Origin of the sequence: Pseudophaeobacter sp. (assembly GCF_048267565.1) — a bacterium.
Lineage (GTDB): Bacteria > Pseudomonadota > Alphaproteobacteria > Rhodobacterales > Rhodobacteraceae > Pseudophaeobacter > Pseudophaeobacter profundi.
In genome coordinates this window covers 145,643-163,397 of record NZ_JBLWXG010000001.1, presented here as the reverse complement: position 1 = coordinate 163,397, position 17,755 = coordinate 145,643, and the positions used below count along the sequence as shown (strand labels likewise).

Annotated in this window: 20 protein-coding genes and 1 tRNA gene; 12 read left to right on the top strand and 9 right to left on the bottom strand. The window is 59.0% G+C overall.

The window, feature by feature from the left end; translation table 11 throughout:
* Window positions 1-114: 114 nt before the first annotated feature.
* Window positions 115-1,128 carry a betaine--homocysteine S-methyltransferase gene (gene bmt / locus ACN0VH_RS00815; RefSeq protein ID WP_278922442.1) on the top strand — a complete coding sequence of 338 codons (1,014 nt, stop codon included), beginning with the start codon at window positions 115-117 and terminating at the stop codon, window positions 1,126-1,128.
* 113 nt (window positions 1,129-1,241) lie between these two features.
* Here the strand turns inward: bmt and ACN0VH_RS00810 are convergent, their stop codons facing one another.
* Window positions 1,242-2,321, bottom strand: coding sequence for a PA0069 family radical SAM protein (locus tag ACN0VH_RS00810; protein ID WP_417699967.1), 1,080 nt, complete (start codon window positions 2,319-2,321; stop codon window positions 1,242-1,244).
* A gap of 223 nt (window positions 2,322-2,544) precedes the next feature.
* Between ACN0VH_RS00810 and ACN0VH_RS00805 the strand changes: the two genes are divergently transcribed.
* The 4 genes from ACN0VH_RS00805 to ACN0VH_RS00790 all read left to right on the top strand — a co-directional run bounded on the left by ACN0VH_RS00805 (window position 2,545) and on the right by ACN0VH_RS00790 (window position 4,481).
* Window positions 2,545-3,243, top strand: coding sequence for a corrinoid protein (locus tag ACN0VH_RS00805; protein ID WP_278922443.1), 699 nt, complete (start codon window positions 2,545-2,547; stop codon window positions 3,241-3,243).
* A 1-nt stretch (window position 3,244) separates the two neighbouring features.
* The gene (locus ACN0VH_RS00800; RefSeq protein ID WP_417699147.1) at window positions 3,245-3,970 is read left to right on the top strand and encodes a DUF1638 domain-containing protein; all 726 of its coding nucleotides are present in this window, start codon (window positions 3,245-3,247) and stop codon (window positions 3,968-3,970) included.
* 134 nt (window positions 3,971-4,104) lie between these two features.
* Window positions 4,105-4,335 carry a hypothetical protein gene (locus tag ACN0VH_RS00795; RefSeq protein WP_278922445.1) on the top strand — a complete coding sequence of 77 codons (231 nt, stop codon included), beginning with the start codon at window positions 4,105-4,107 and terminating at the stop codon, window positions 4,333-4,335.
* A complete protein-coding gene (locus tag ACN0VH_RS00790; protein ID WP_417699146.1) occupies window positions 4,332-4,481 on the top strand; it encodes a hypothetical protein in 150 nt (49 codons plus the stop codon). The genes ACN0VH_RS00795 and ACN0VH_RS00790 overlap by 4 nt, the downstream gene beginning before the upstream one ends.
* 167 nt (window positions 4,482-4,648) lie before the next feature.
* Here the strand turns inward: ACN0VH_RS00790 and ACN0VH_RS00785 are convergent, their stop codons facing one another.
* Window positions 4,649-5,278: a glutathione S-transferase family protein gene (locus tag ACN0VH_RS00785; protein WP_417699145.1), complete on the bottom strand. Its 630-nt coding sequence runs from the start codon at window positions 5,276-5,278 to the stop codon at window positions 4,649-4,651.
* A gap of 95 nt (window positions 5,279-5,373) precedes the next feature.
* Between ACN0VH_RS00785 and ACN0VH_RS00780 the strand changes: the two genes are divergently transcribed.
* Complete coding sequence (locus tag ACN0VH_RS00780) at window positions 5,374-6,075, top strand: helix-turn-helix transcriptional regulator (RefSeq protein ID WP_278922448.1); 702 nt, start codon at window positions 5,374-5,376, stop codon at window positions 6,073-6,075.
* Between the two features lie 43 nt (window positions 6,076-6,118).
* On the opposite strand, the gene ACN0VH_RS00775 is transcribed toward ACN0VH_RS00780, so the two are convergent.
* Window positions 6,119-6,529: a SufE family protein gene (locus ACN0VH_RS00775; RefSeq protein ID WP_278922449.1), complete on the bottom strand. Its 411-nt coding sequence runs from the start codon at window positions 6,527-6,529 to the stop codon at window positions 6,119-6,121.
* Window positions 6,530-6,667: 138 nt separating this feature from the next.
* Between ACN0VH_RS00775 and ACN0VH_RS00770 the strand changes: the two genes are divergently transcribed.
* Window positions 6,668-7,183 carry a hypothetical protein gene (locus tag ACN0VH_RS00770; RefSeq protein ID WP_417699144.1) on the top strand — a complete coding sequence of 172 codons (516 nt, stop codon included), beginning with the start codon at window positions 6,668-6,670 and terminating at the stop codon, window positions 7,181-7,183.
* Between the two features lie 189 nt (window positions 7,184-7,372).
* Here ACN0VH_RS00770 and rnd read toward each other — a convergent pair whose 3' ends face one another.
* The 4 genes from rnd to ACN0VH_RS00750 form a co-directional block, all read right to left on the bottom strand.
* Window positions 7,373-8,530 (bottom strand): ribonuclease D, encoded by a 1,158-nt coding sequence (gene rnd, locus ACN0VH_RS00765; protein WP_417699143.1) that lies wholly within the window; start codon window positions 8,528-8,530, stop codon window positions 7,373-7,375.
* Window positions 8,531-8,620: 90 nt separating this feature from the next.
* Window positions 8,621-9,223: a phosphoribosylglycinamide formyltransferase gene (gene purN, locus ACN0VH_RS00760; protein WP_278922452.1), complete on the bottom strand. Its 603-nt coding sequence runs from the start codon at window positions 9,221-9,223 to the stop codon at window positions 8,621-8,623.
* Complete coding sequence (gene purM / locus ACN0VH_RS00755) at window positions 9,220-10,266, bottom strand: phosphoribosylformylglycinamidine cyclo-ligase (RefSeq protein WP_278922453.1); 1,047 nt, start codon at window positions 10,264-10,266, stop codon at window positions 9,220-9,222. Before purM ends, purN begins: the two co-directional genes overlap by 4 nt.
* Before the next feature lie 117 nt (window positions 10,267-10,383).
* Window positions 10,384-11,379, bottom strand: a complete 996-nt coding sequence (locus ACN0VH_RS00750; protein ID WP_417699142.1) for an MBL fold metallo-hydrolase — start codon at window positions 11,377-11,379, stop codon at window positions 10,384-10,386.
* Between the two features lie 118 nt (window positions 11,380-11,497).
* On the opposite strand from ACN0VH_RS00750, the gene ACN0VH_RS00745 reads away from it, so the two are divergent.
* Together ACN0VH_RS00745 and ACN0VH_RS00740 are read left to right on the top strand one after the other, a co-directional pair.
* Complete coding sequence (locus tag ACN0VH_RS00745) at window positions 11,498-12,433, top strand: LysR family transcriptional regulator (protein WP_417699141.1); 936 nt, start codon at window positions 11,498-11,500, stop codon at window positions 12,431-12,433.
* Between the two features lie 34 nt (window positions 12,434-12,467).
* Window positions 12,468-12,543, top strand: a tRNA-Ile gene (locus tag ACN0VH_RS00740).
* Between the two features lie 460 nt (window positions 12,544-13,003).
* Here the strand turns inward: ACN0VH_RS00740 and ACN0VH_RS00735 are convergent.
* Window positions 13,004-13,192 carry a hypothetical protein gene (locus tag ACN0VH_RS00735; protein ID WP_417699139.1) on the bottom strand — a complete coding sequence of 63 codons (189 nt, stop codon included), beginning with the start codon at window positions 13,190-13,192 and terminating at the stop codon, window positions 13,004-13,006.
* Window positions 13,193-13,822: 630 nt separating this feature from the next.
* Window positions 13,823-14,722: a LysR family transcriptional regulator gene (locus ACN0VH_RS00730; protein WP_417699137.1), complete on the bottom strand. Its 900-nt coding sequence runs from the start codon at window positions 14,720-14,722 to the stop codon at window positions 13,823-13,825.
* A gap of 156 nt (window positions 14,723-14,878) precedes the next feature.
* Here ACN0VH_RS00730 and ACN0VH_RS00725 point away from each other — a divergent pair, with 156 nt between their 5' ends.
* The 3 genes from ACN0VH_RS00725 to ACN0VH_RS00715 are packed head-to-tail and all read left to right on the top strand — an operon-like array spanning window position 14,879 to window position 17,725.
* Complete coding sequence (locus ACN0VH_RS00725) at window positions 14,879-16,156, top strand: TRAP transporter large permease (RefSeq protein WP_417699965.1); 1,278 nt, start codon at window positions 14,879-14,881, stop codon at window positions 16,154-16,156.
* A gap of 22 nt (window positions 16,157-16,178) precedes the next feature.
* Complete coding sequence (locus ACN0VH_RS00720) at window positions 16,179-17,162, top strand: TRAP transporter substrate-binding protein (protein ID WP_417699136.1); 984 nt, start codon at window positions 16,179-16,181, stop codon at window positions 17,160-17,162.
* Window positions 17,163-17,164: 2 nt separating this feature from the next.
* Window positions 17,165-17,725 (top strand): TRAP transporter small permease, encoded by a 561-nt coding sequence (locus tag ACN0VH_RS00715; protein WP_278922460.1) that lies wholly within the window; start codon window positions 17,165-17,167, stop codon window positions 17,723-17,725.
* Window positions 17,726-17,755 lie beyond the last annotated feature (30 nt).

Here is a 17,755-nt window from a genome sequence, read left to right as displayed (position 1 = left end):
AAAGCAATTGCCCTCTATTTGCGCCCATGACAGAGCAGACAGTACCACACCCTTTGCGCTTTGCGGCCCGAAACCCGGCGTTCTAACGTCCCCTCTTTGACAGGACATACCCCTATGACCACATTCTTTGCCAAGTTCCTTGCGGAAAAAGACGCCTTGCTGGCCGATGGCGCCACGGGCACCAACCTCTTTAACATGGGCCTGCAATCCGGCGATGCACCAGAGCTGTGGAATACGGATGAGCCCAAAAAGATCATGGCTCTGTATCAGGGGGCCGTGGATGCCGGCAGCGATCTGTTCTTGACCAACAGCTTTGGCGGCACAGCTGCACGTCTGAAACTGCATGATGCCCAGCGGCGTGTGCGCGAATTGAACCGCGCCGCGGCAGAACTGGGCCGCGAGGTCGCCGATCGTTCCAACCGCAAGATTGCGGTTGCGGGATCCGTCGGGCCAACTGGCGAGATAATGATCCCTGTGGGAGAGCTAAGCCATGAGTTGGCGGTGGAAATGTTTCACGAACAGGCCGAGGCCCTGAAAGAGGGCGGTGTTGATGTGCTCTGGCTTGAGACAATTTCCGCCCCCGAAGAATTCCGCGCCGCCGCAGAGGCCTTTGCCCTGGCGGATATGCCCTGGTGCGGCACCATGAGCTTTGATACCGCCGGGCGTACCATGATGGGGGTCACCTCGGCCGATCTGGCGCAGCTGGTCGAGGATCTGCCCAACCCACCGCTGGCCTTTGGGGCCAACTGCGGCACCGGATCGTCAGATATTCTGCGTACCGTTCTGGGCTTTGCCGCGCAGGGCACCGAACGGCCGATCATCTCCAAAGGCAATGCCGGGATTCCGAAATATGTCGAAGGCCATATCCACTATGACGGCACGCCCGCACTGATGAGCGACTATGCCGTGATGGCACGCGATGCCGGTGCCAAGATCATCGGCGGCTGCTGTGGCACCATGCCAGAACACCTGCGCCATATGCGCGAAGCCCTGGACACCCGCCCGCGTGGAGATCGCCCGAGCCTGGAACAGATTGTCGAAGCCCTGGGCCCGTTTTCATCTGCCAGCGATGGCACCGGCGAAGAGGCCACCCCAAGCCGTACCCGCCGTGGACGCCGCCGCAGCTGACACACCGGCAGATCCACCCCCTGCACACATCCATGAGGCAGCGCCAATGCGCTGCCTTTTTATGTTAGGGTCCCCGCGTTTCACATCCGGACCAGGCCCTGCTTCTGCGCCGCCTAAAACAATGCCATCTGGTCGCCAGGCTGGGCCGGGCGGCCAAACAGATCGCAACGCAGCGGCGTGCTGCCTGTGTTGAGGTGAAGTCGCTTGCAAGCGGCATTAAACCGGCGCCCGATCATGGCGGCATATTCGCCCTCTCCCCGCATGCGCTGCCCCCAGCGCGGATCATAATCGCGCCCGCCATGCATTTCGCGCAGCCGTGCCATGACCTTTTCCGCCCGCCCCGGCGCGTGTTCGGCCAGCCATTCTTGCCAAAGCGTCGAGACCTCACGTGGTAGCCGCAGCATGATCCAGCTGGCCGCATCCGCCCCCGCCTCAGCCCCTGCCGCCAACAGCGCCTCCAGTTCGTGATCCGTCAGCCCCGGCACCACCGGCGACGTCATTATACGCACCGGCACCCCGGCGCTGGCCAACCGATGGATCACTGCAAGCCTGCGCGCCGGAGTTGGCGCCCGCGGCTCCATCCGGCGCGACAGATCCGGATCCAGCGTCGTTACCGAGATACCAACCCGCACCAGGCCGCGCGTTGCCATATCCGCAAGGATATCAAGATCCCGCTCGACCAAGACACCCTTGGTGACGATGGCTACCGGATGATTGAACTGCTGCAGCACCTCCAGGCAGGCCCGTGTCAGCCCGTGGTCACGTTCGCAGGGTTGATAGGGGTCGGTATTGGTACCCATGGCCAGCGTCGCCACCCGGTAGCGCGCCTTCGACAGTTCCTGGCGCAGCACTGCCGCCACATTGGGCCTGGCGATCAGCTGCGTTTCAAAATCCAAGCCCGGCGACAGTCCAAGATAAGCATGGCTGGGACGGGCAAAACAATAGATGCAACCATGTTCGCATCCCCGATAGGCATTGACCGAGCGATCAAAAGGCAGGTCCGGCGAGCGGTTATAGGAGATCACACTGCGCGCCTGTTCCAGGCGGATTTGGGTGGGAATCACCTCGGCCGGCGGGTCCTGCATCCAGCCATCGTCTATCGCCTCGCGGGCCAGATCGTAGCGGCCTGCCGCATTCGTAAGACTGGCACGCCCTTTGCGACGCGGCCTTGCATTGTGAATCATCTGTTCCATCGGGCCATAGTGGCAGTGATATCGGAACAAATGAAGAACAAAATCGGGAAATCGAAGATTTGCTTGCGAATTCTTCATTATCAATCTGCATATTTTGCGCCTATAGGTCGGTCTGGACAACGGCAATGTCGCAATTCACGCAGTCTAGACGCGACAAAGTAGCCCAATAATCGGCATAACGATGCCACGCAGGGGACTCCCCGGCCACTCAAGGAATAGGCGCATGTCAGAAGAAGAAGATATCATCCTGGCGGAACTGGACGACGAAGAGCTTGTCCAACAGATGTTTGACGATCTCTACGACGGTATGAAGGAAGAGATCGAAGAAGGCGTGAACATCCTTCTGTCGCGCGACTGGGAGCCCTACAAGGTGCTGACCGAAGCGCTGGTTGGCGGTATGACAATTGTCGGCGCCGATTTCCGGGATGGCATCTTGTTTGTGCCAGAGGTTCTGCTGGCGGCAAACGCCATGAAGGGCGGCATGGCCATCTTGAAACCACTGCTGGCCGCAACCGGCGCGCCTCGCATGGGATCAATGGTGATTGGCACCGTCAAGGGCGACATTCATGACATCGGCAAGAACCTTGTGTCGATGATGATGGAAGGCGCCGGTTTCGAGGTGGTCGACCTGGGGATCAACAACCCGGTTGAAAACTACCTTGAAGCGCTGGAAGAGCATAAGCCGGACATCCTTGGCATGTCTGCCCTGCTCACCACCACCATGCCCTACATGAAGGTGGTAATCGACACGATGGTCGAACAGGGCAAGCGCGACGACTATGTCGTATTGGTTGGCGGCGCACCTCTGAACGAGGAGTTCGGCAAAGCGATTGGCGCAGATGGCTACTGCCGTGATGCGGCCGTAGCGGTGGAAATGGCCAAGGACTTTGTTGCGCGCAAGCACAACCAGATGAGCGCCTGAAATGGCCCGAAAAGGACGTGCAGCCCGCTTGAATGAGCGGGCCGCATTTCGCCCACCAACCGGGCGCACGCTAGAGGAATCTTCCCTCACCGAACAGGGGCTGGCCGCACCTGGGAAAAAGACAGGCCGTATCCTGCTGATCGCCTGTGGCGCCCTGGCGCGCGAGATCCTTGCCATCAAAGAGATCAACGGGTTGGATCATATCGACCTCACCTGCCTGCCTGCGAAACTGCATCTGTACCCCGATCAGATTACCCAAGCGGTTGAAGGCGCGGTGGAAAAGCACCGTTCCAGCTATGACCAGATCTGCGTGGTCTATGCCGATTGCGGCACCGGCGGTGAACTGGCTCAAAAATGCACCGAGCTGGGTGTAGAGATGGTGCCCGGCCCGCATTGCTATTCCTTCTTTGAAGGCAATGAGGCCTTTGCCAAACGGGCCGACGCAGGTGAAATCACCGCCTTTTACCTGACGGATTTTCTGGTCAAACAGTTTGACGCCTTTATCTGGCGGCCCATGGGGTTGGATAAAAACCCGGAACTGCGCGATATGATTTTTGGCAATTACACAAAGCTGGTATATCAATCGCAGCTGAACGATCCGGCGCTGATTGAAAAAGCCCGCGACTGCGCTGCCCGCATGGGGCTGGAATTTGAACACCGCCATACCGGCTATGGAGAGCTGCAAGAGGTCATGCTGGACTGGAGCACCACAGCGGACCCCGAGTAAGCCGCGAAACAATTCTCACCTGCGCTCACTATTGCCCCCAGCCCTCTGCCGATACCACGCGGGTTGCGCGCCCCGGCGCCGCTTCATAGTAACGTTTTTCCTCAAAGCATTGATCGCAAATATTGACGTTGCGTATGGATTTTGACCTGCAAAAACCCCTTGAACAAACCAATGGAAACAGTCTGTTTCCATTGAACTTTATCGTTTTCGACTTTCCCGCGAAATGCGTCATTTTATGGGCATGGCTCTGTGTCGAGAGCTCCGTCGATGAAGGTGCAATGGATGTAAACGCCATCTATTTTGGTGACGACGACCAATCCGGCACCAGCGAGAGCCTGAAGGGGATGACAAGGACACTTATTTGACCAGCGGCGACACCCTCACCGTCTCGCTGGATATCGACAGTCTGGACGAGATTGATGTCTTTCGCATTCGCGCCACCTCAACCTCCACCGCTGCTGGGTCGATCAAGGCCGTCTCGGAGCCCCCCCCCGGAGGAGCCCCCGACTGAACCCGAGCTTGCCGAAGACGACGGGTTTGAGCTGGTCTGAGCCCACTGCGGTCTTGTTGTCAGACCTGTGGCCCATACGGTGATATCGGCGCGCCCCGAACTCGGGGCGCTCCCAGGCTTTCATGTCAGTTGCTTTTCTACAGCCGGTGCTGGTCAGCCCGACAGGATCAGGCGCGTTTCAGCGCTTGCAGGCCTGTCACGGCCTCGGCTTCAAAAGCTGCCAGGCGATCACCGTCCAGCGCATCCGCCACCCGTTGTACCCAGGCCTGAACCACAGGAATATCTGGTGTCAGATTTGGCGCCCACTGAAAGGCCGAGGCCAGCAGGATATCGGCAATCGACAGGCTGTCTCCAAGCAGGAAGTCCTGGCCCTGCAAGGCTCTTTCTAGCTCGGCCCCAACCTCTGTCAGGGTGCGAAACGTCCCAACCAGGGCCGGATGCTCCAGGCCAGTGAAATGCGCAACCATGGCTGGTTCCACCACGCCGCCATAATAGGCCATCCAGGACAGGAAACTGCCGCGCTCGGGCTGTCCGGGGCGCGGGCTTAGCGGATAATCGAACAGCTCATCCAAATACATCATGATGGCGGCGCTCTCACGTACGGATGTGCCCGCGTCCGTCACCAGAAAAGGCACTTTGCCTTCGGGATGCGGGTTTTGGGCATCATGTCGGCCCGTGCCGTCATTCCTGACGACCTCAACGACAACCACCTCAACTGCATCAAGTTTTCCCAGTTGCATCAATTGCGCAATAACGCGCGAAGATCGGCTGTGCGGCGAATGATAAAGCGTTGGCATCTATAAGACCTTTCAGGTTCTACTGTTGAAGATTAGATCCTTATGGCGCTACCCTCCTGCCAATTATTGTCAGGATGTATCTGCGAAACCACCCCATGGCCAAAACTGATCGTCTCTTTCGTTTGCTGCATCTGATCCGGGGGTTGCGCCCGCCGGTCACCGCCGCGCGGCTGGCGGCAGCCATGGAGGTTTCAGAACGCACGATCTACCGCGATATCGACAGCCTGCGTGCCGCGGGCGCCCGGATAGAGGGCGAAGCCGGTCTGGGCTATACCATGACCGAGGACCCGGCCCTGCCGCCCCAGACCTTTACACAAATCGAAATAGAGGCACTGACGCTTGGCCTGGCAGATGTCGCGCAACGCGGAGACCCGGATCTGTCAGAGGCCGCCGACGACGCCCTGACCAAGATTCTGGCCACCCTGCCAGAGCGCCAGCAGCGACAGGCGATGCATGCCGTCAACCTGGCCCACAGGTTCACCATTCCGATAGCGCCCACAATCGACATGACCCTCTTGCGCGAGGCGATGTGGGCGGAAGAAGCCCTGCAGATCAGCTACAGAGATCTGCAAGACCACAAGACGGACAGACGCATTTATCCTCTGGCCGTCTCGTACCACGATAACGCCGTCATGCTGCTTGCCTGGTGCTGCAAGAGATCAGATTTTCGCTTTTTTCACGTTACCCGCATCGAGCAATATGCAAGAACCAGCGAGAGCTTTCGCCCACGCCGTGTGCCACTTTTGCGGGACTTTCTCGCCAGCCTGCGGGCGCGCCACAAAGCGCCGGACCAATAGCTCAAGTTCACCTTTGCCCGCACAATCTGCCGCAGTGGCCAGTTCAGCGGTGGGCGGCTGCGGTCTCGCGGATCCGTTCGATCATGGCGCGCACACCGTTGGAGCGCTGCGCCGACAGATGTTCGTTCAGCCCCAAACGCCCCAGTTCTGCGTGGGCGTCAACCGTGAGAACCTCATCCAGGGTCAGGCCGTTATACAGGCAGCGCAGCACTGCAATCAGGCCGCGCACGATCAACGCATCGCTTTCACCGTCAAAATGAAAGCGCCCCTCTGAAATCACCGGATGTATCCAGACCTGGCTGGCACAGCCATCCACCTTGGTTGCAGGCACGCGCAAGGCCTCGTCCAGGGGCTCCATCGCCTTGCCCTGTTCGATCACATGGCGATACCGGTCTTCCCAGTCTTCCAGGAATTCAAAGTCCTCGACGATCTCTTCAAATGCGGCACTGGCCATGACCGGGCGTCCCTTTTGTTGGTGACGAAATTCAGCAGACCAGCACCTATGCCGCCTGCCAGAGGTTTTCAACAGCTTTTCAAGCGCCGCGCAATCGGGTAACCACAATCAACAGACCTAAAAGACGGGCGGGACGACATGCGTAAACCCTTGGCATTATTGATGGCGGGCAGCCTATTGCTGGCCGGTTGTGGCGGCTGGAGCGATTCACGCATAAACCCCGGCAATTGGTTCGGAAAATCAAAATCCACCCCCGTTGCAACCGCAGCATCAGGCGATGTGAACCCGCTGATCCCCGAAAAAACCGGCCTGGGTATCTTTGATCGGCCCGAAGAAGAAGACATAAGCCTGCCGGCCAGGCAGATTAGCGAACTGCGGGTAGAGCCTACGCCAAACGGCGCCATCATCTATGCCACCGCTATTGCGGCGCGCCAGGGCGGCTATGATCTGGCATTGAAGCGCGTACCGGATACCGCCGCCGACACGCTGGAATATACCTTCAACGTTGTCTACCCCGAGGCCGGCACCCCAACAGGCAACGAACATAGTCGCACCCTGCGCGCGGCTGTTACCCTGTCAGAACAGGATCTGCGCGGCATTCGGACCATCCGTGTCAGCGGCGCGGAAAACGCCCGCGAAACCCGCCGCCGCTAACCCGCGCGCCACGGCGACCCGCCCAGAACGAATAGTCCCGCAAGGGACAAAAGGCGCCATCTGGTTTTCCCAGCGGCGCCTTAATTCATTCCAGAAAAAATACCTGGATAATCAAGCTTTGGGGGCCTGCCCCACCCTACCGGCCAACTCTTGGCCAGCTTTGTGGGGCAACATGCTCCAGTGCTTGGCCTAGAGGGGAACAACCTTAACCGATTGCCCCTTGGCTGACAGCGCAATTTCACCATTGCACAGGCGTAGCGCATCCTCGCCAAAGACTTCCTTGCGCCAGCCCGTCAGGGCGGCAACGTCACGCTGCCCGGATGCAATCGCATCCAGATCCGCGCTGGGGGCAATCAGCTTGGCGGCCACCCCGGCAGATTCAGTCTTGGCCTTTAGCAGCACCCGCAACAGGTCGGCCAAGGCCGGGTTCACCTGCATTTTCTCGCGGCTGCGATCCACTTTGGGATGCTGTTCCGGCGGGCATTCAATGCCCTTTGCCACCGCCTGAAGGATGCCTTCGGAAATCGCGCCTTTGCGCGCCTCGCGCAACAAGAGGCGAGAACCACCAAGATCCGCTGTGGTGCGTGGCTTGGTCGAGGCCAGTTCTACCAGAGCGTCATCCTTGAACACCCGGTTGCGCGGCACATTGTTGGTCTGGGCATAGTCTTCGCGAAAGGCGGCCAATTCCCGGACCACCGCCATGAATTTGCCAGAAGTCGTCCGGGTCTTCACCCGGCGCCATGCCTCTTGCGGCTGGATTTCATAGGTGGCCGGGTCCGTCAGAACCTGCAGCTCTTCCGAAACCCAGTGGGACCGGCCACTGCGCCCCAGATCGGCGGCCAGGAATTCATAGACCCGGCGCAGATGCGTCACATCGGCCAGCGCATAGGTCTTTTGCGCATCGCTCAGCGGGCGGCGCGACCAGTCGGTAAAGCGAGAGCTCTTGTCGATGCCTTCCTTGACGATCTTGCGCACCAGGGTTTCATACCCGACCTGATCGCCAAAGCCGCAGACCATCGCGGCGACCTGGGTGTCAAACAGGGGTTTGGGAAAGACTGCCGCATCAACCCAGAAGATTTCCAGGTCCTGACGGGCGGCATGGAACACTTTGACCACAGTTTCATCACGAAACAGATCATACAGCGGCTCAAGTGACAGGCCTTCGGCCAGCGGATCCACCAGAACCGCGTCGTTCTCTCCATCACCGGAAAAAGCCAGCTGGATGAGGCAGAGTTTGGAATAATAAGTGCGTTCGCGCAGAAACTCGGTATCGACCGTCACGTAGGGGTGGTTCGCAGCCTCTTTGCAAAAAGCCTGCAGCGCGTCGGTGGTGGTCAGAGTTTTCATATGTAACGACTTTTCTGGTAATCTAAACGAGGGTGAATACGGTGATACGCCTTTGCCGCCTGCAATGCAAACCGCCAGATCAGCCCCGGACTACCCCTGGAGATACACCGGGCTGCGATCCCCGGCAGCAAAGCGGCGCAGCACTTCTGGGTAGAGACGATGTTCCTGCACCAGAACGCGCGCGGCGAGCGTATCGGCGGTATCGCCTGCCAAAACGGGCACCCGCGCCTGGCCCAGGATCGGGCCATCATCCAGCGCGGGCGTGACCTCATGCACGGTGCAGCCATGTTCGCTGTCGCCAGCCTCCAACGCCCGTGCATGGGTGTGCAACCCTTTGTATTTCGGCAGCAAAGAGGGGTGAATGTTCAACATCCGCCCCTGAAAATGCCCCACGAACCCTGCGGTCAGAACCCGCATGAACCCGGCCAGACAAACGATATCGGCCCCGGCGTCCAGAATGGGTTTGACCAGCTCTGCCTCAAATGCGGCGCGATCCCCCTTAAAGGGGCGGTGATCCACAGCGGCAGTGGCAATCCCGGCCGCTGCCGCCTTTTTCAGCCCGCCTGCCTCGGCGTCGTTTGACAGAACCAGACAGGGGCGGGCCGGATGGTCACCCTGCATGCTCTCGACCAGGGCCACCATATTGGAGCCCCCGCCCGAGACCAAAATTGCAACCTTCTTCCTATCGCTCACAGCAGCTTGCCCGTGTAGCGCATGCCTTCCCCGGCTGTGACTGTGCCCAGACGGCTGACAGTTTCGCCTTCGCCTTCGAGCACGGCAATCAGATCATCAGCGTGATCGGCTGAAACAGACAGGATCATGCCAATGCCGCAGTTAAAGGTTTTCAGCATCTCGGTCTCAGAAATGCCGCCAACATCGGCCATCCACTTGAACACGCTGGGCAGGTCCCAAGCATTCAGGTCGATATCGGCCCCCAGATCGTCAGGCAGCACCCGCGGCAGGTTTTCGGTCAGGCCACCACCGGTAATATGGGCCAGCGCATGCACGCCTCCGGCCTGCACCGCTGCAAGGCTTTGCTTTACATAGAGACGGGTTGGCGTCAGCAGCGCCTCGCCCAGGGTGCCCGTGCTGAAGGGCGAATCCGCGTCCCAACCCAGGCCAGAAAGTTCAACAATCTTGCGCACCAAGGAATAGCCATTGGAATGCACCCCATCCGAGGCCAGCCCCAAAAGCACATCGCCCTCGACCACGCCCGCAGGCAGGGCGGTGCCACGCTCCATCGCGCCAACGGCAAAACCGGCAAGATCAAAATCACCCTTGGGGTACATGCCGGGCATCTCTGCGGTTTCACCCCCAATCAGCGCGCAGCCAGAGCGCACGCAGCCCTCGGCGATGCCTTCGATGATCCGGGCAGCCGTTTCTGTTTCCAGTTTGCCGGTGGCAAAATAATCAAGGAAGAACAACGGCTCAGCCCCCTGGCAGACCAGATCGTTGACACACATGGCGACCAGATCAATGCCCACACCGTCCACAACACCGGTGTCGATTGCGATACGCAGCTTGGTGCCAACCCCATCGGTGGCACCCACCAGGATGGGATCGCTATAGCCTGCATCCTTGAGGTCAAAAAGCGCGCCAAAGCCGCCAAGGCCGCTCATCACGCCGGAGCGATTGGTCCGCTTGGCGGCGGGCTTGATGCGATCCACCAGGGCATTGCCCGCGTCAATATCCACACCTGCATCCGCATAGGTCAAACCGTTCTTGCCGCTGGTCATCTCTTGGCTCCTTAAAACTGGTTGCGCAGCCTTTATCGCAAGGCTCACCGGAAAGAAACAAGGGAATCCACCGTGCGCGACCTGTCGCACGGTGGAGGGGCCAAATCAGCAGTTATTTCAGAGGCCAAATTGCCATGGCGCCGGTTGATACGCATAACCTTCCGTTTGGCGTAGCACCCGGCCAAGCCCCGGGAAGTCGATATGGCTCCCGGTCAGCAAAAGCCCATCGGTGGCGGCACGATCCAGCATTTTGTGGCGAGTCGCCGCCGTCAGCTGCGGATCGGTGTCAAAGGCGATGGTCCAGTCGGGATAGGCAAATTGCAGCGCGGTGCTGTGGATGATGTCCCCCCAGAACAACAGCTGCTCACCACCGCTGTCCAGCATATACCCTGTATGGCCAGGCGTATGCCCCGGCAGCGGCAGCGCGGTGAACCCTGCAAGCACAGCGGCTTCGCCCGAAATCAGCCGCAACCGATCCGCATAGGGTGCAACCGTGCCCCGCGCCATCTGAAAGAACCCGCGACTACCTTCGGGAACAGAGGCCATGATCGCGTCATCATGCCAAAAGTCCCATTCCACCTGCGACACCACCAGCTCTGCATTTGCAAACACCGCCGTGCCATCGCCCGCAACCAGCCCACCGGAATGGTCCGGATGCATATGGGTCAGCAAAACCGTCGAAATTTCGCTGGGCGTCACCCCCATGGCTGCCAATCCGGCGCGCATCGCTCCCAAATTTGGCCCCATCAGGTCAGCTGTACCGGCATCTATCAGGATTTTTTCACTGCCCCGCTCCACCAGGTAGCCCTGTACCGGGATCTGCAGCCCCGTAGGGGTCATCTGGTGCAAGCCCTTGGCCAGAACCGCATTTGCCTTATCCGCATCAAAGTTGGCAAAAAGCTGCGTTCCCAGTGGCAAATGCCCATCCAGCAACACGGTCACACGGGCATCCCCAATGGAAAACTGGTGCAAAACCGGGGGCAAACCTGTTGTTGGCGCCGCAGCCTGATCTGTGGCCTGAGCGGTATCCTGAGCCAGCGCGCGACCAGAAATCAAGGCAGCAGCAGGCGCTGCGGTAAGAGCACCCAGTAGGGTTCTACGATTGATCGTCATAAGGTTCTCCAATATGATTCAGACCAAGTCTTGGCCTCATACCCGATTTAGTTTGCTCAAACGGGCCAATGTAGGCCTAAATCGCCTATCGCCCTTATAAGCAGGAATTATAACAGGAATGGATCGCCTTGGATTGCTGGAAAGCTTTGTCATTGCCCTGGATGAAGGCAGCCTGAACCGGGCAGCACAGCGGCGCGGCATCAGCCAGCCTGCGATGAGCCTGCAAATCAAACAGCTTGAGGGGCTGTTGGGCCATGAACTGCTGCACCGCTCTTCCACCGGGGTCAAGCCGACACGCCCTGGCCAATTGGTTTACACCCAGGCGCAGGGGCTGCTGTCCGGCTATAACCGAATGTCCGCCGAGCTGAGCGCCCTGACAGACAGTATTTCCGGCACCTTTCGCATCAGCACCAGTACGTTTTTTGGCCGCATCATCCTGGGGCCGGTGCTGCTGGAGGTAAACCAAGCCTATCCTGACCTGGATATCGTGATGAAACTGGAAGACCGGCTGGTGGATGTTGTGCGCGAAAACGTGGATCTGGCCATTCGCTCTGGCACGCTGGGCGACAACGACGGCGCGGCGCGCAAAATTGCCCAGATGGAGACCGTGCTTTTTGCCACCTCAACCTACCTAGATCAGATTGGCCGCCCCAAGGTCCCCGAAGAGCTGAAGCGGCTAAAATTCATCCAGCACCACGAGGACCAGACTGGCGGTTTTGTCTCGCTCACCCTTGATGGGGTGGAATATCAGGCACCGGTCCATGTCGGCTTTACCGCCGATGATCCTGATCTGATCATCCGCGCCGTCACCAACCATACCGGCTATGCCCGCGCCCCGCGCCTGTTCCTGGAAGAGGCCCTTTGGGATGGCCGTTTTGAGGAGATCCTGCCGCACTATCAACCACAGCATAAAGAAATCTATGCTGTTTACCCGTCACGCCACAGCTATGACAAACGCCATGAGGTCGTGATTTCCAGCCTTCTCGATCGGATGGAAGCCCTGCGTGTTGCGTCAATTGCCCGTCGTCACCCGCCTGCTGCAATCATGGCTTGACCTTCTGGCAAGCATTTTCTAACCACGTCGCAGCGGGCCTGTAGCTCAACGGTTAGAGCAGAGCGCTCATAACGCTTTGGTTGCGGGTTCAAATCCTGCCGGGCCTACCATATTCTTCAGTGACTTAGCTGAAGCCGCCGATTTGCCAAAAAGGTTCATTGAACCGGTTTGTGATTTTAGAGCGAACATCTGGCGGATCTGCCTGCGAATCCGCCCTGATCTTGGCAGCACAACTTTATACGTTTCTATCCCGTTTTTTTCGATGCCTGACGCTGTAGGCTCAGCTCGTGAGGTTTTTCGTCTGGATCCGGCCCACCCAGGCGCAGGTGGGCAAGAATTTCTCAATACCCCCTCAAGGCTTAGTCTCATAAATCCTCCTTTCTTTGCGGACAGATTCGCAAATCATTCAGCATTCCAAAAGGTAAAACAGCCCCGGTGACCGCTTGGGGCTTCCAAGGTTTGTCAACCCGGCCGAAACCCCATGACCGCCAACGTTGCGCCGCGGTCCACGTCGAAAAACCTTCAGGCTTCCCGTCCTGACGACCAAATGCTTTGAACGGCTCAAACCGGCTATTCACCTGATTTAACCGCAGCCTTGGTGCGATCCACCAGGTCGCTTGTCGCTGCAGATGCAAATCTTGGAGAATTGGAAGGACACATGCGCGGGCGATAAACGGGTTGGAGTTGGAGCCTTTTGCAAAACCAGTGCGGTTCAGGATGCTTCACTTTGCAGTCGGGATCGGCTTCAAAATCAGTCATCGTTCCCCCATCATTTCAAGAATCCCGATCCGTGTAATTAATATAATATTTTCAATGCCTTGAACATCACACCTTGTCAGGCAACCTGACGTCACCCAGCCGCGCCATGATCGTTTCACTAACGGTATCGACGATGGCTTGCGGGAAGGTTTTGGGCAGGGCGTTGGCGGCACCATCAAGGGCCTTGGGCGCTCTTGCTGCGATCTCTTCAATGATGCCCGTGGTGCGCTTTTCGAGAAACCGGCGCGCAGGGCCGTTTGCACAAAATGCCGCCCGTGAACCTGATCGAAGCGATAATGCCGGCTGTTTCCGACCGACATCGCCATCTTCATCTGTTTGCCTTCGATTTGGCGGGCGTCCAGTGCACCCAACTCTGTCACGATGTCATAAGCGGGGTCATGCGATAGCTGCCGCCGGGGCTCAGGAAGACGCTGAAGTTCTTGGCGTGGGCATCCGTCACCGAGGTCGTAGAATAAGTCTGTCCGGGAATAGAGGAGGCTCGGCTGTCAGCCGATTTACGCAACAGAGTCGGGCTCTGTGCGAGAAACGCCTCGTATTCCTGCGCATGTTTCCGCGCGATTCTGCCCCCTGATTGCGCCCCCCCCACAGATCGCAGGGCTGGTCGGGAGATCAATCTGTGGCACGGGTTGAAAGCGCCAACCGCATGAGGTCGACCAGATTGTCCAACGCCAGACGGCTGCCACTTGGCGAGAGGGAAGCAGCAAGGATGGGGAATTCGATCTTGGGTTCCAACCGACAGGTCGCCATACCCGGCAAGGGGTTTGCTTGCGCGGTGAATTCATCCAGAACCGCAGCGCGCTGGAGAGCCTGTGCCAGGGGCGGTACCGCGATAAGAGAATTGCACATGATAGCGCCTTCAAAGGCAATACCACGCTCGCGCACCGCTGCATCCAGAATGCGACCGATCGGCCCGCGGGCAGTACTGTCGACGGTTTGCATCCGTGCCACATCCTCCAGCGCGACACAGCCATCCGCCGGGGCCTGTGAGCGGGGCATAAGGGCCACCAGCCGACCGCTGCCAAGCGGCACAATGGCTTCCGCATCGGTGGCCACATGTCCAGCCATGATGCCGATATCTATCAGCCCCGATCGCAGGGCTTCCAGTTGCCGACTGGCGGTTGCAACATCCACCGAAAGACGCAGGCCCGGCATTTGCCCAACCAGATCAGAGATCGCCGGTGGCAGGATTTGCGGCATCAGCATCCCCACCGTCATGACTGCCAGTTTAGATCCGGTGCCTTGGCGCAGACTTTCCACCCGGCTTTCCATCCGGCCGATGCCATCCTGCAGAAAGCGGCTTTCGCTATATAGTGCATCGGCCTCTGCGGTGGGCCAGACGCGGCCCTTTTCGAGTAGGAAAAGCGTCAGATTGGCGGCTGCTTCGAAATCGCGAAGATGGCGGCTGACCGTCGGCTGGGACAATCCCAACATGCGTGCCGCCGCAGAGATGGAACTGCGCTCGTAGACGGCACAAAACACCTGCAGCCGTTGAAGTGTGATGCCTCGCATGGCTTTTCCTCTGCGGTTTTGGCCAGCATATAGTAATAAGCTATACCATAGCAAAATATTTTCTATTTCCTGCCGCTGAATTTGCAGAGAAAATGGCGCCATGAAACCTTCAGTCAGACCTTCATTTGCACAAGATCGGAGCCTCCCTTGCAAGCAGTGGTAATCTTGGGGCTTGTGCTTGGCGGTGTCCTTTCAGGGGCGGCAATTGCCTATGTGATCGGCGCGGCCTCGATCACCACCTTCATTCTGAGCGACAATATCCGTTACATGGCGGTGCTGCCGCAGCGACTGTTCAGCCAGTTGGATGTCTTTGCCTTTCTGGCGATGCCGCTCTTCATCTTTGCTGGTGACCTGATGAATCGCGGAGGTCTTGCCTCGGCGCTGATTGATTTTTGCATGTCGTTCCTTGGGAGGCTGAAGGGCGGGCTGGGGCATGTAAATGTGATGACCAGTGTTTTCTTTGCAGGCGTGTCCGGTTCGGCGGTGTCAGATGCGGCGGCGCTGGGGAATTCTCTGGTGCCGGAGATGCAGCGCCGTGGCTATCCGCTGGACTATGCTGCCGCCATCACCGGGGCCTCTTCGATCATCGGGCCGATCATCCCGCCCTCTTCCATCCTGATCTTCTACGGGGCGCTGATGCAGACCTCGGTTACGGCGCTCTTTGCTGCCGGTATTCTGCCAGGGCTGTTGCTGGCTGCGGTCCTGATGGGGATGAATGCCTATTTTGCATGGCGCCATGATCACCCGGGCGGCGCAGAGTCCGACCTGCCAGCGATCTTGCCCTCTTTCTTCCGGGCGCTGCCGGCCATGGCGCTACCAGTCATCATCCTTGGCGGCACCCTGTTTGGCTTTATGACACCGGCAGAGGCCGCAGCCGTTGCCGTGATCGCGGCGCTGGGGATTGGCGTGGCCTACCGCAGACTCTCGCTACAGGATGTCTGGGACAGTGCCCTGCGTTCGGCGGTGCTGCTGGGGGCGCTGTTCATTATCTTGTGCGCCATTTCCACCTTCAGCTACATTGCGGCGCTGGAACAGTGGCCGCAGGCGATCGCCATGACGATCGAGGGCTGGGGTCTTGGCCCGTTGCAATATCTGATGCTGATCAATGTGGTCTTTCTGATCGCCGGGATGGCGATGGATGTGAAGGCGGCCGTGGCGCTCTTTGCACCGATCTTTGTGCCGGTGGCGCTGGCGATGGGGATCGACCCGGTACATCTGGGTATCGTGATTTGCTTCAACATCACCACCGGGCTGCTGTCGCCGCCACTGGGGGGCGTGCTGCTGATCCTGGCAACCACGGTGAACATCAACTACTGGCGCCTGATCCGTGCGACACTGCCGTTCTTTTTTGCCGAAATCGCGCTGCTGGGCGTGCTGACCTTCGTCCCTGAAATCTCGCTCGCCCTGCCGCGTGCGCTGGGACTTGTCCAATAAAACTCAACAGAGGAGAAACACAATGAAAGCATTCCGCATCGGAACCGCAACGGCGGCCCTGGCCCTGGCCATGGCCCTACCGGCCGCGGCTGAGATCAAGATCGCCATTAATGGCGCAAATGACCCTGAAACAAATGCCGAAGCGGCCTGGGCTGCAGGTTTTAGTGCCGCTCTGGAAGGCACTGAGCTGGAGACCACGGTCTTTCCCTCGGGCACGCTGGGCAGTGAGGATGAACGCTTTGACCAGGTCGCGCAGGGGCTGATAGAGGTCAACCTCGCCACCGCATCCACCGCCTTTGGGATGAGCCCCCTGATGAAGGGCGTTCTGCTGCCCTTCATGTTCGAAGACAATGATGAGTTCGACACCATCATGGCAGAAACCAATCTGCTCGCGGAAATGAACGTGCCGCTGCTGGAAAACGGTGTGCGGCTGGCGGGCTTCAACTACATCGGCACCAGCATCGGCATGCACAATGCCAAGAAACCGATTACCAAGATGTCGGACCTGGAAGGGCTGCGTTTCCGCGCGCTCAATGCCGAACAGCTCGCCTATCAAGAGGCGCTTGGCGCCACCGGCACCATTGTCGCCTGGTCCGAGGTCGCCAATGCGATTCAGACCGGCGTGGCTGACGGATATTTCAACCCGCCCAATTCGGCCATTCGGACCGGTCACACCGAATTCCTGGTGCATTTCACCCAGGCCAATATCTCTCCTTCTACCCGTACGGTGCTGCTCTCTGAAGATTGGTATGCCGGTCTAAGCGAGGCAGAACGCGCCCAGATCGACGCCGCTGTCGAGGCTGGTTTCAAGGCCAACCGCGCATGGATCGCACAGTGGAGCAAAGAGGTGCGCCAAAAGCATCAAGAGGCGGGCGTCACCCTGACCGAACTGGAACCGGGCGAACGCGACAAGATGGTTGCGGCCACAGGCCCCACATGGGCCGACATCATGAGCGAAGCGCATCTGAAGCTCTTTACTGACGCGCTGGATCAGGTTCGGAACTGAGGATGGCTATCGTGCGACGCATCGGCAATTTTGCCCGCAGGATTAGCGACAGGCTCGACCAGCTGGCGGCGGTGATCGGGGTGACGGCCCTGGCGGTGCTGGTTGGCGCGGTCATGCTTCAGGTCGTCGCACGATATGCTTTTTCGCAGCCGCCATCCTGGACCGAGGAACTGGCGCGCTATGCAATGATCTGGGCCGGGTTGATCGGCGCGACGCTCTCTTTCAAGCGTCGCTTTGACCCGGCGTTGTTTCAGGGCACGTCGGGATCCTCCTGGCGTGCCATGGCTGCGGGGGCGGTGCAATCACTGCTGGTGCTGGTATTCCTGCTGCCCATCCTGTGGCATTCCTTCTTTGGTCCGGGGGGCAATTTCGCGCGCGGATTTCTGACCCGGCACAGCCGCAGCACCGCTGATGCGCTTGATTTTTCCACGCTCTGGGTCGCGATTGCGGTGCCAATCACCATCGTGTTGATCCTGATCCATCTGATCGCCCGCTGGGCTGAGCCGATGACAGAACCATCCACAGAGCCATCTTCTGTGGATGGTTCCGAAGACCGATCCTGAACAACCCCAGCTTTCCACTTACGAAAGGCC

Coding starts and splice junctions, on each gene's coding strand:
- ACN0VH_RS00770 (WP_417699144.1), top strand. CDS start 6,668: ATGCGTAAACCCTTGGCATTATTGATGGCGGGCAGCCTATTGCTGGCC.
- ACN0VH_RS00780 (WP_278922448.1), top strand. CDS start 5,374: ATGGCCAAAACTGATCGTCTCTTTCGTTTGCTGCATCTGATCCGGGGG.
- purM (WP_278922453.1), bottom strand. CDS start 10,266: ATGACCAGCGGCAAGAACGGTTTGACCTATGCGGATGCAGGTGTGGAT.
- ACN0VH_RS00800 (WP_417699147.1), top strand. CDS start 3,245: ATGGCCCGAAAAGGACGTGCAGCCCGCTTGAATGAGCGGGCCGCATTT.
- ACN0VH_RS00795 (WP_278922445.1), top strand. CDS start 4,105: ATGGATTTTGACCTGCAAAAACCCCTTGAACAAACCAATGGAAACAGT.
- ACN0VH_RS00805 (WP_278922443.1), top strand. CDS start 2,545: ATGTCAGAAGAAGAAGATATCATCCTGGCGGAACTGGACGACGAAGAG.
- ACN0VH_RS00785 (WP_417699145.1), bottom strand. CDS start 5,278: ATGCCAACGCTTTATCATTCGCCGCACAGCCGATCTTCGCGCGTTATT.
- ACN0VH_RS00735 (WP_417699139.1), bottom strand. CDS start 13,192: ATGACTGATTTTGAAGCCGATCCCGACTGCAAAGTGAAGCATCCTGAA.
- ACN0VH_RS00775 (WP_278922449.1), bottom strand. CDS start 6,529: ATGGCCAGTGCCGCATTTGAAGAGATCGTCGAGGACTTTGAATTCCTG.
- ACN0VH_RS00750 (WP_417699142.1), bottom strand. CDS start 11,379: ATGACGATCAATCGTAGAACCCTACTGGGTGCTCTTACCGCAGCGCCT.
- ACN0VH_RS00715 (WP_278922460.1), top strand. CDS start 17,165: ATGGCTATCGTGCGACGCATCGGCAATTTTGCCCGCAGGATTAGCGAC.
- bmt (WP_278922442.1), top strand. CDS start 115: ATGACCACATTCTTTGCCAAGTTCCTTGCGGAAAAAGACGCCTTGCTG.
- ACN0VH_RS00810 (WP_417699967.1), bottom strand. CDS start 2,321: ATGGAACAGATGATTCACAATGCAAGGCCGCGTCGCAAAGGGCGTGCC.
- rnd (WP_417699143.1), bottom strand. CDS start 8,530: ATGAAAACTCTGACCACCACCGACGCGCTGCAGGCTTTTTGCAAAGAG.
- ACN0VH_RS00730 (WP_417699137.1), bottom strand. CDS start 14,722: ATGCGAGGCATCACACTTCAACGGCTGCAGGTGTTTTGTGCCGTCTAC.
- ACN0VH_RS00745 (WP_417699141.1), top strand. CDS start 11,498: ATGGATCGCCTTGGATTGCTGGAAAGCTTTGTCATTGCCCTGGATGAA.
- ACN0VH_RS00720 (WP_417699136.1), top strand. CDS start 16,179: ATGAAAGCATTCCGCATCGGAACCGCAACGGCGGCCCTGGCCCTGGCC.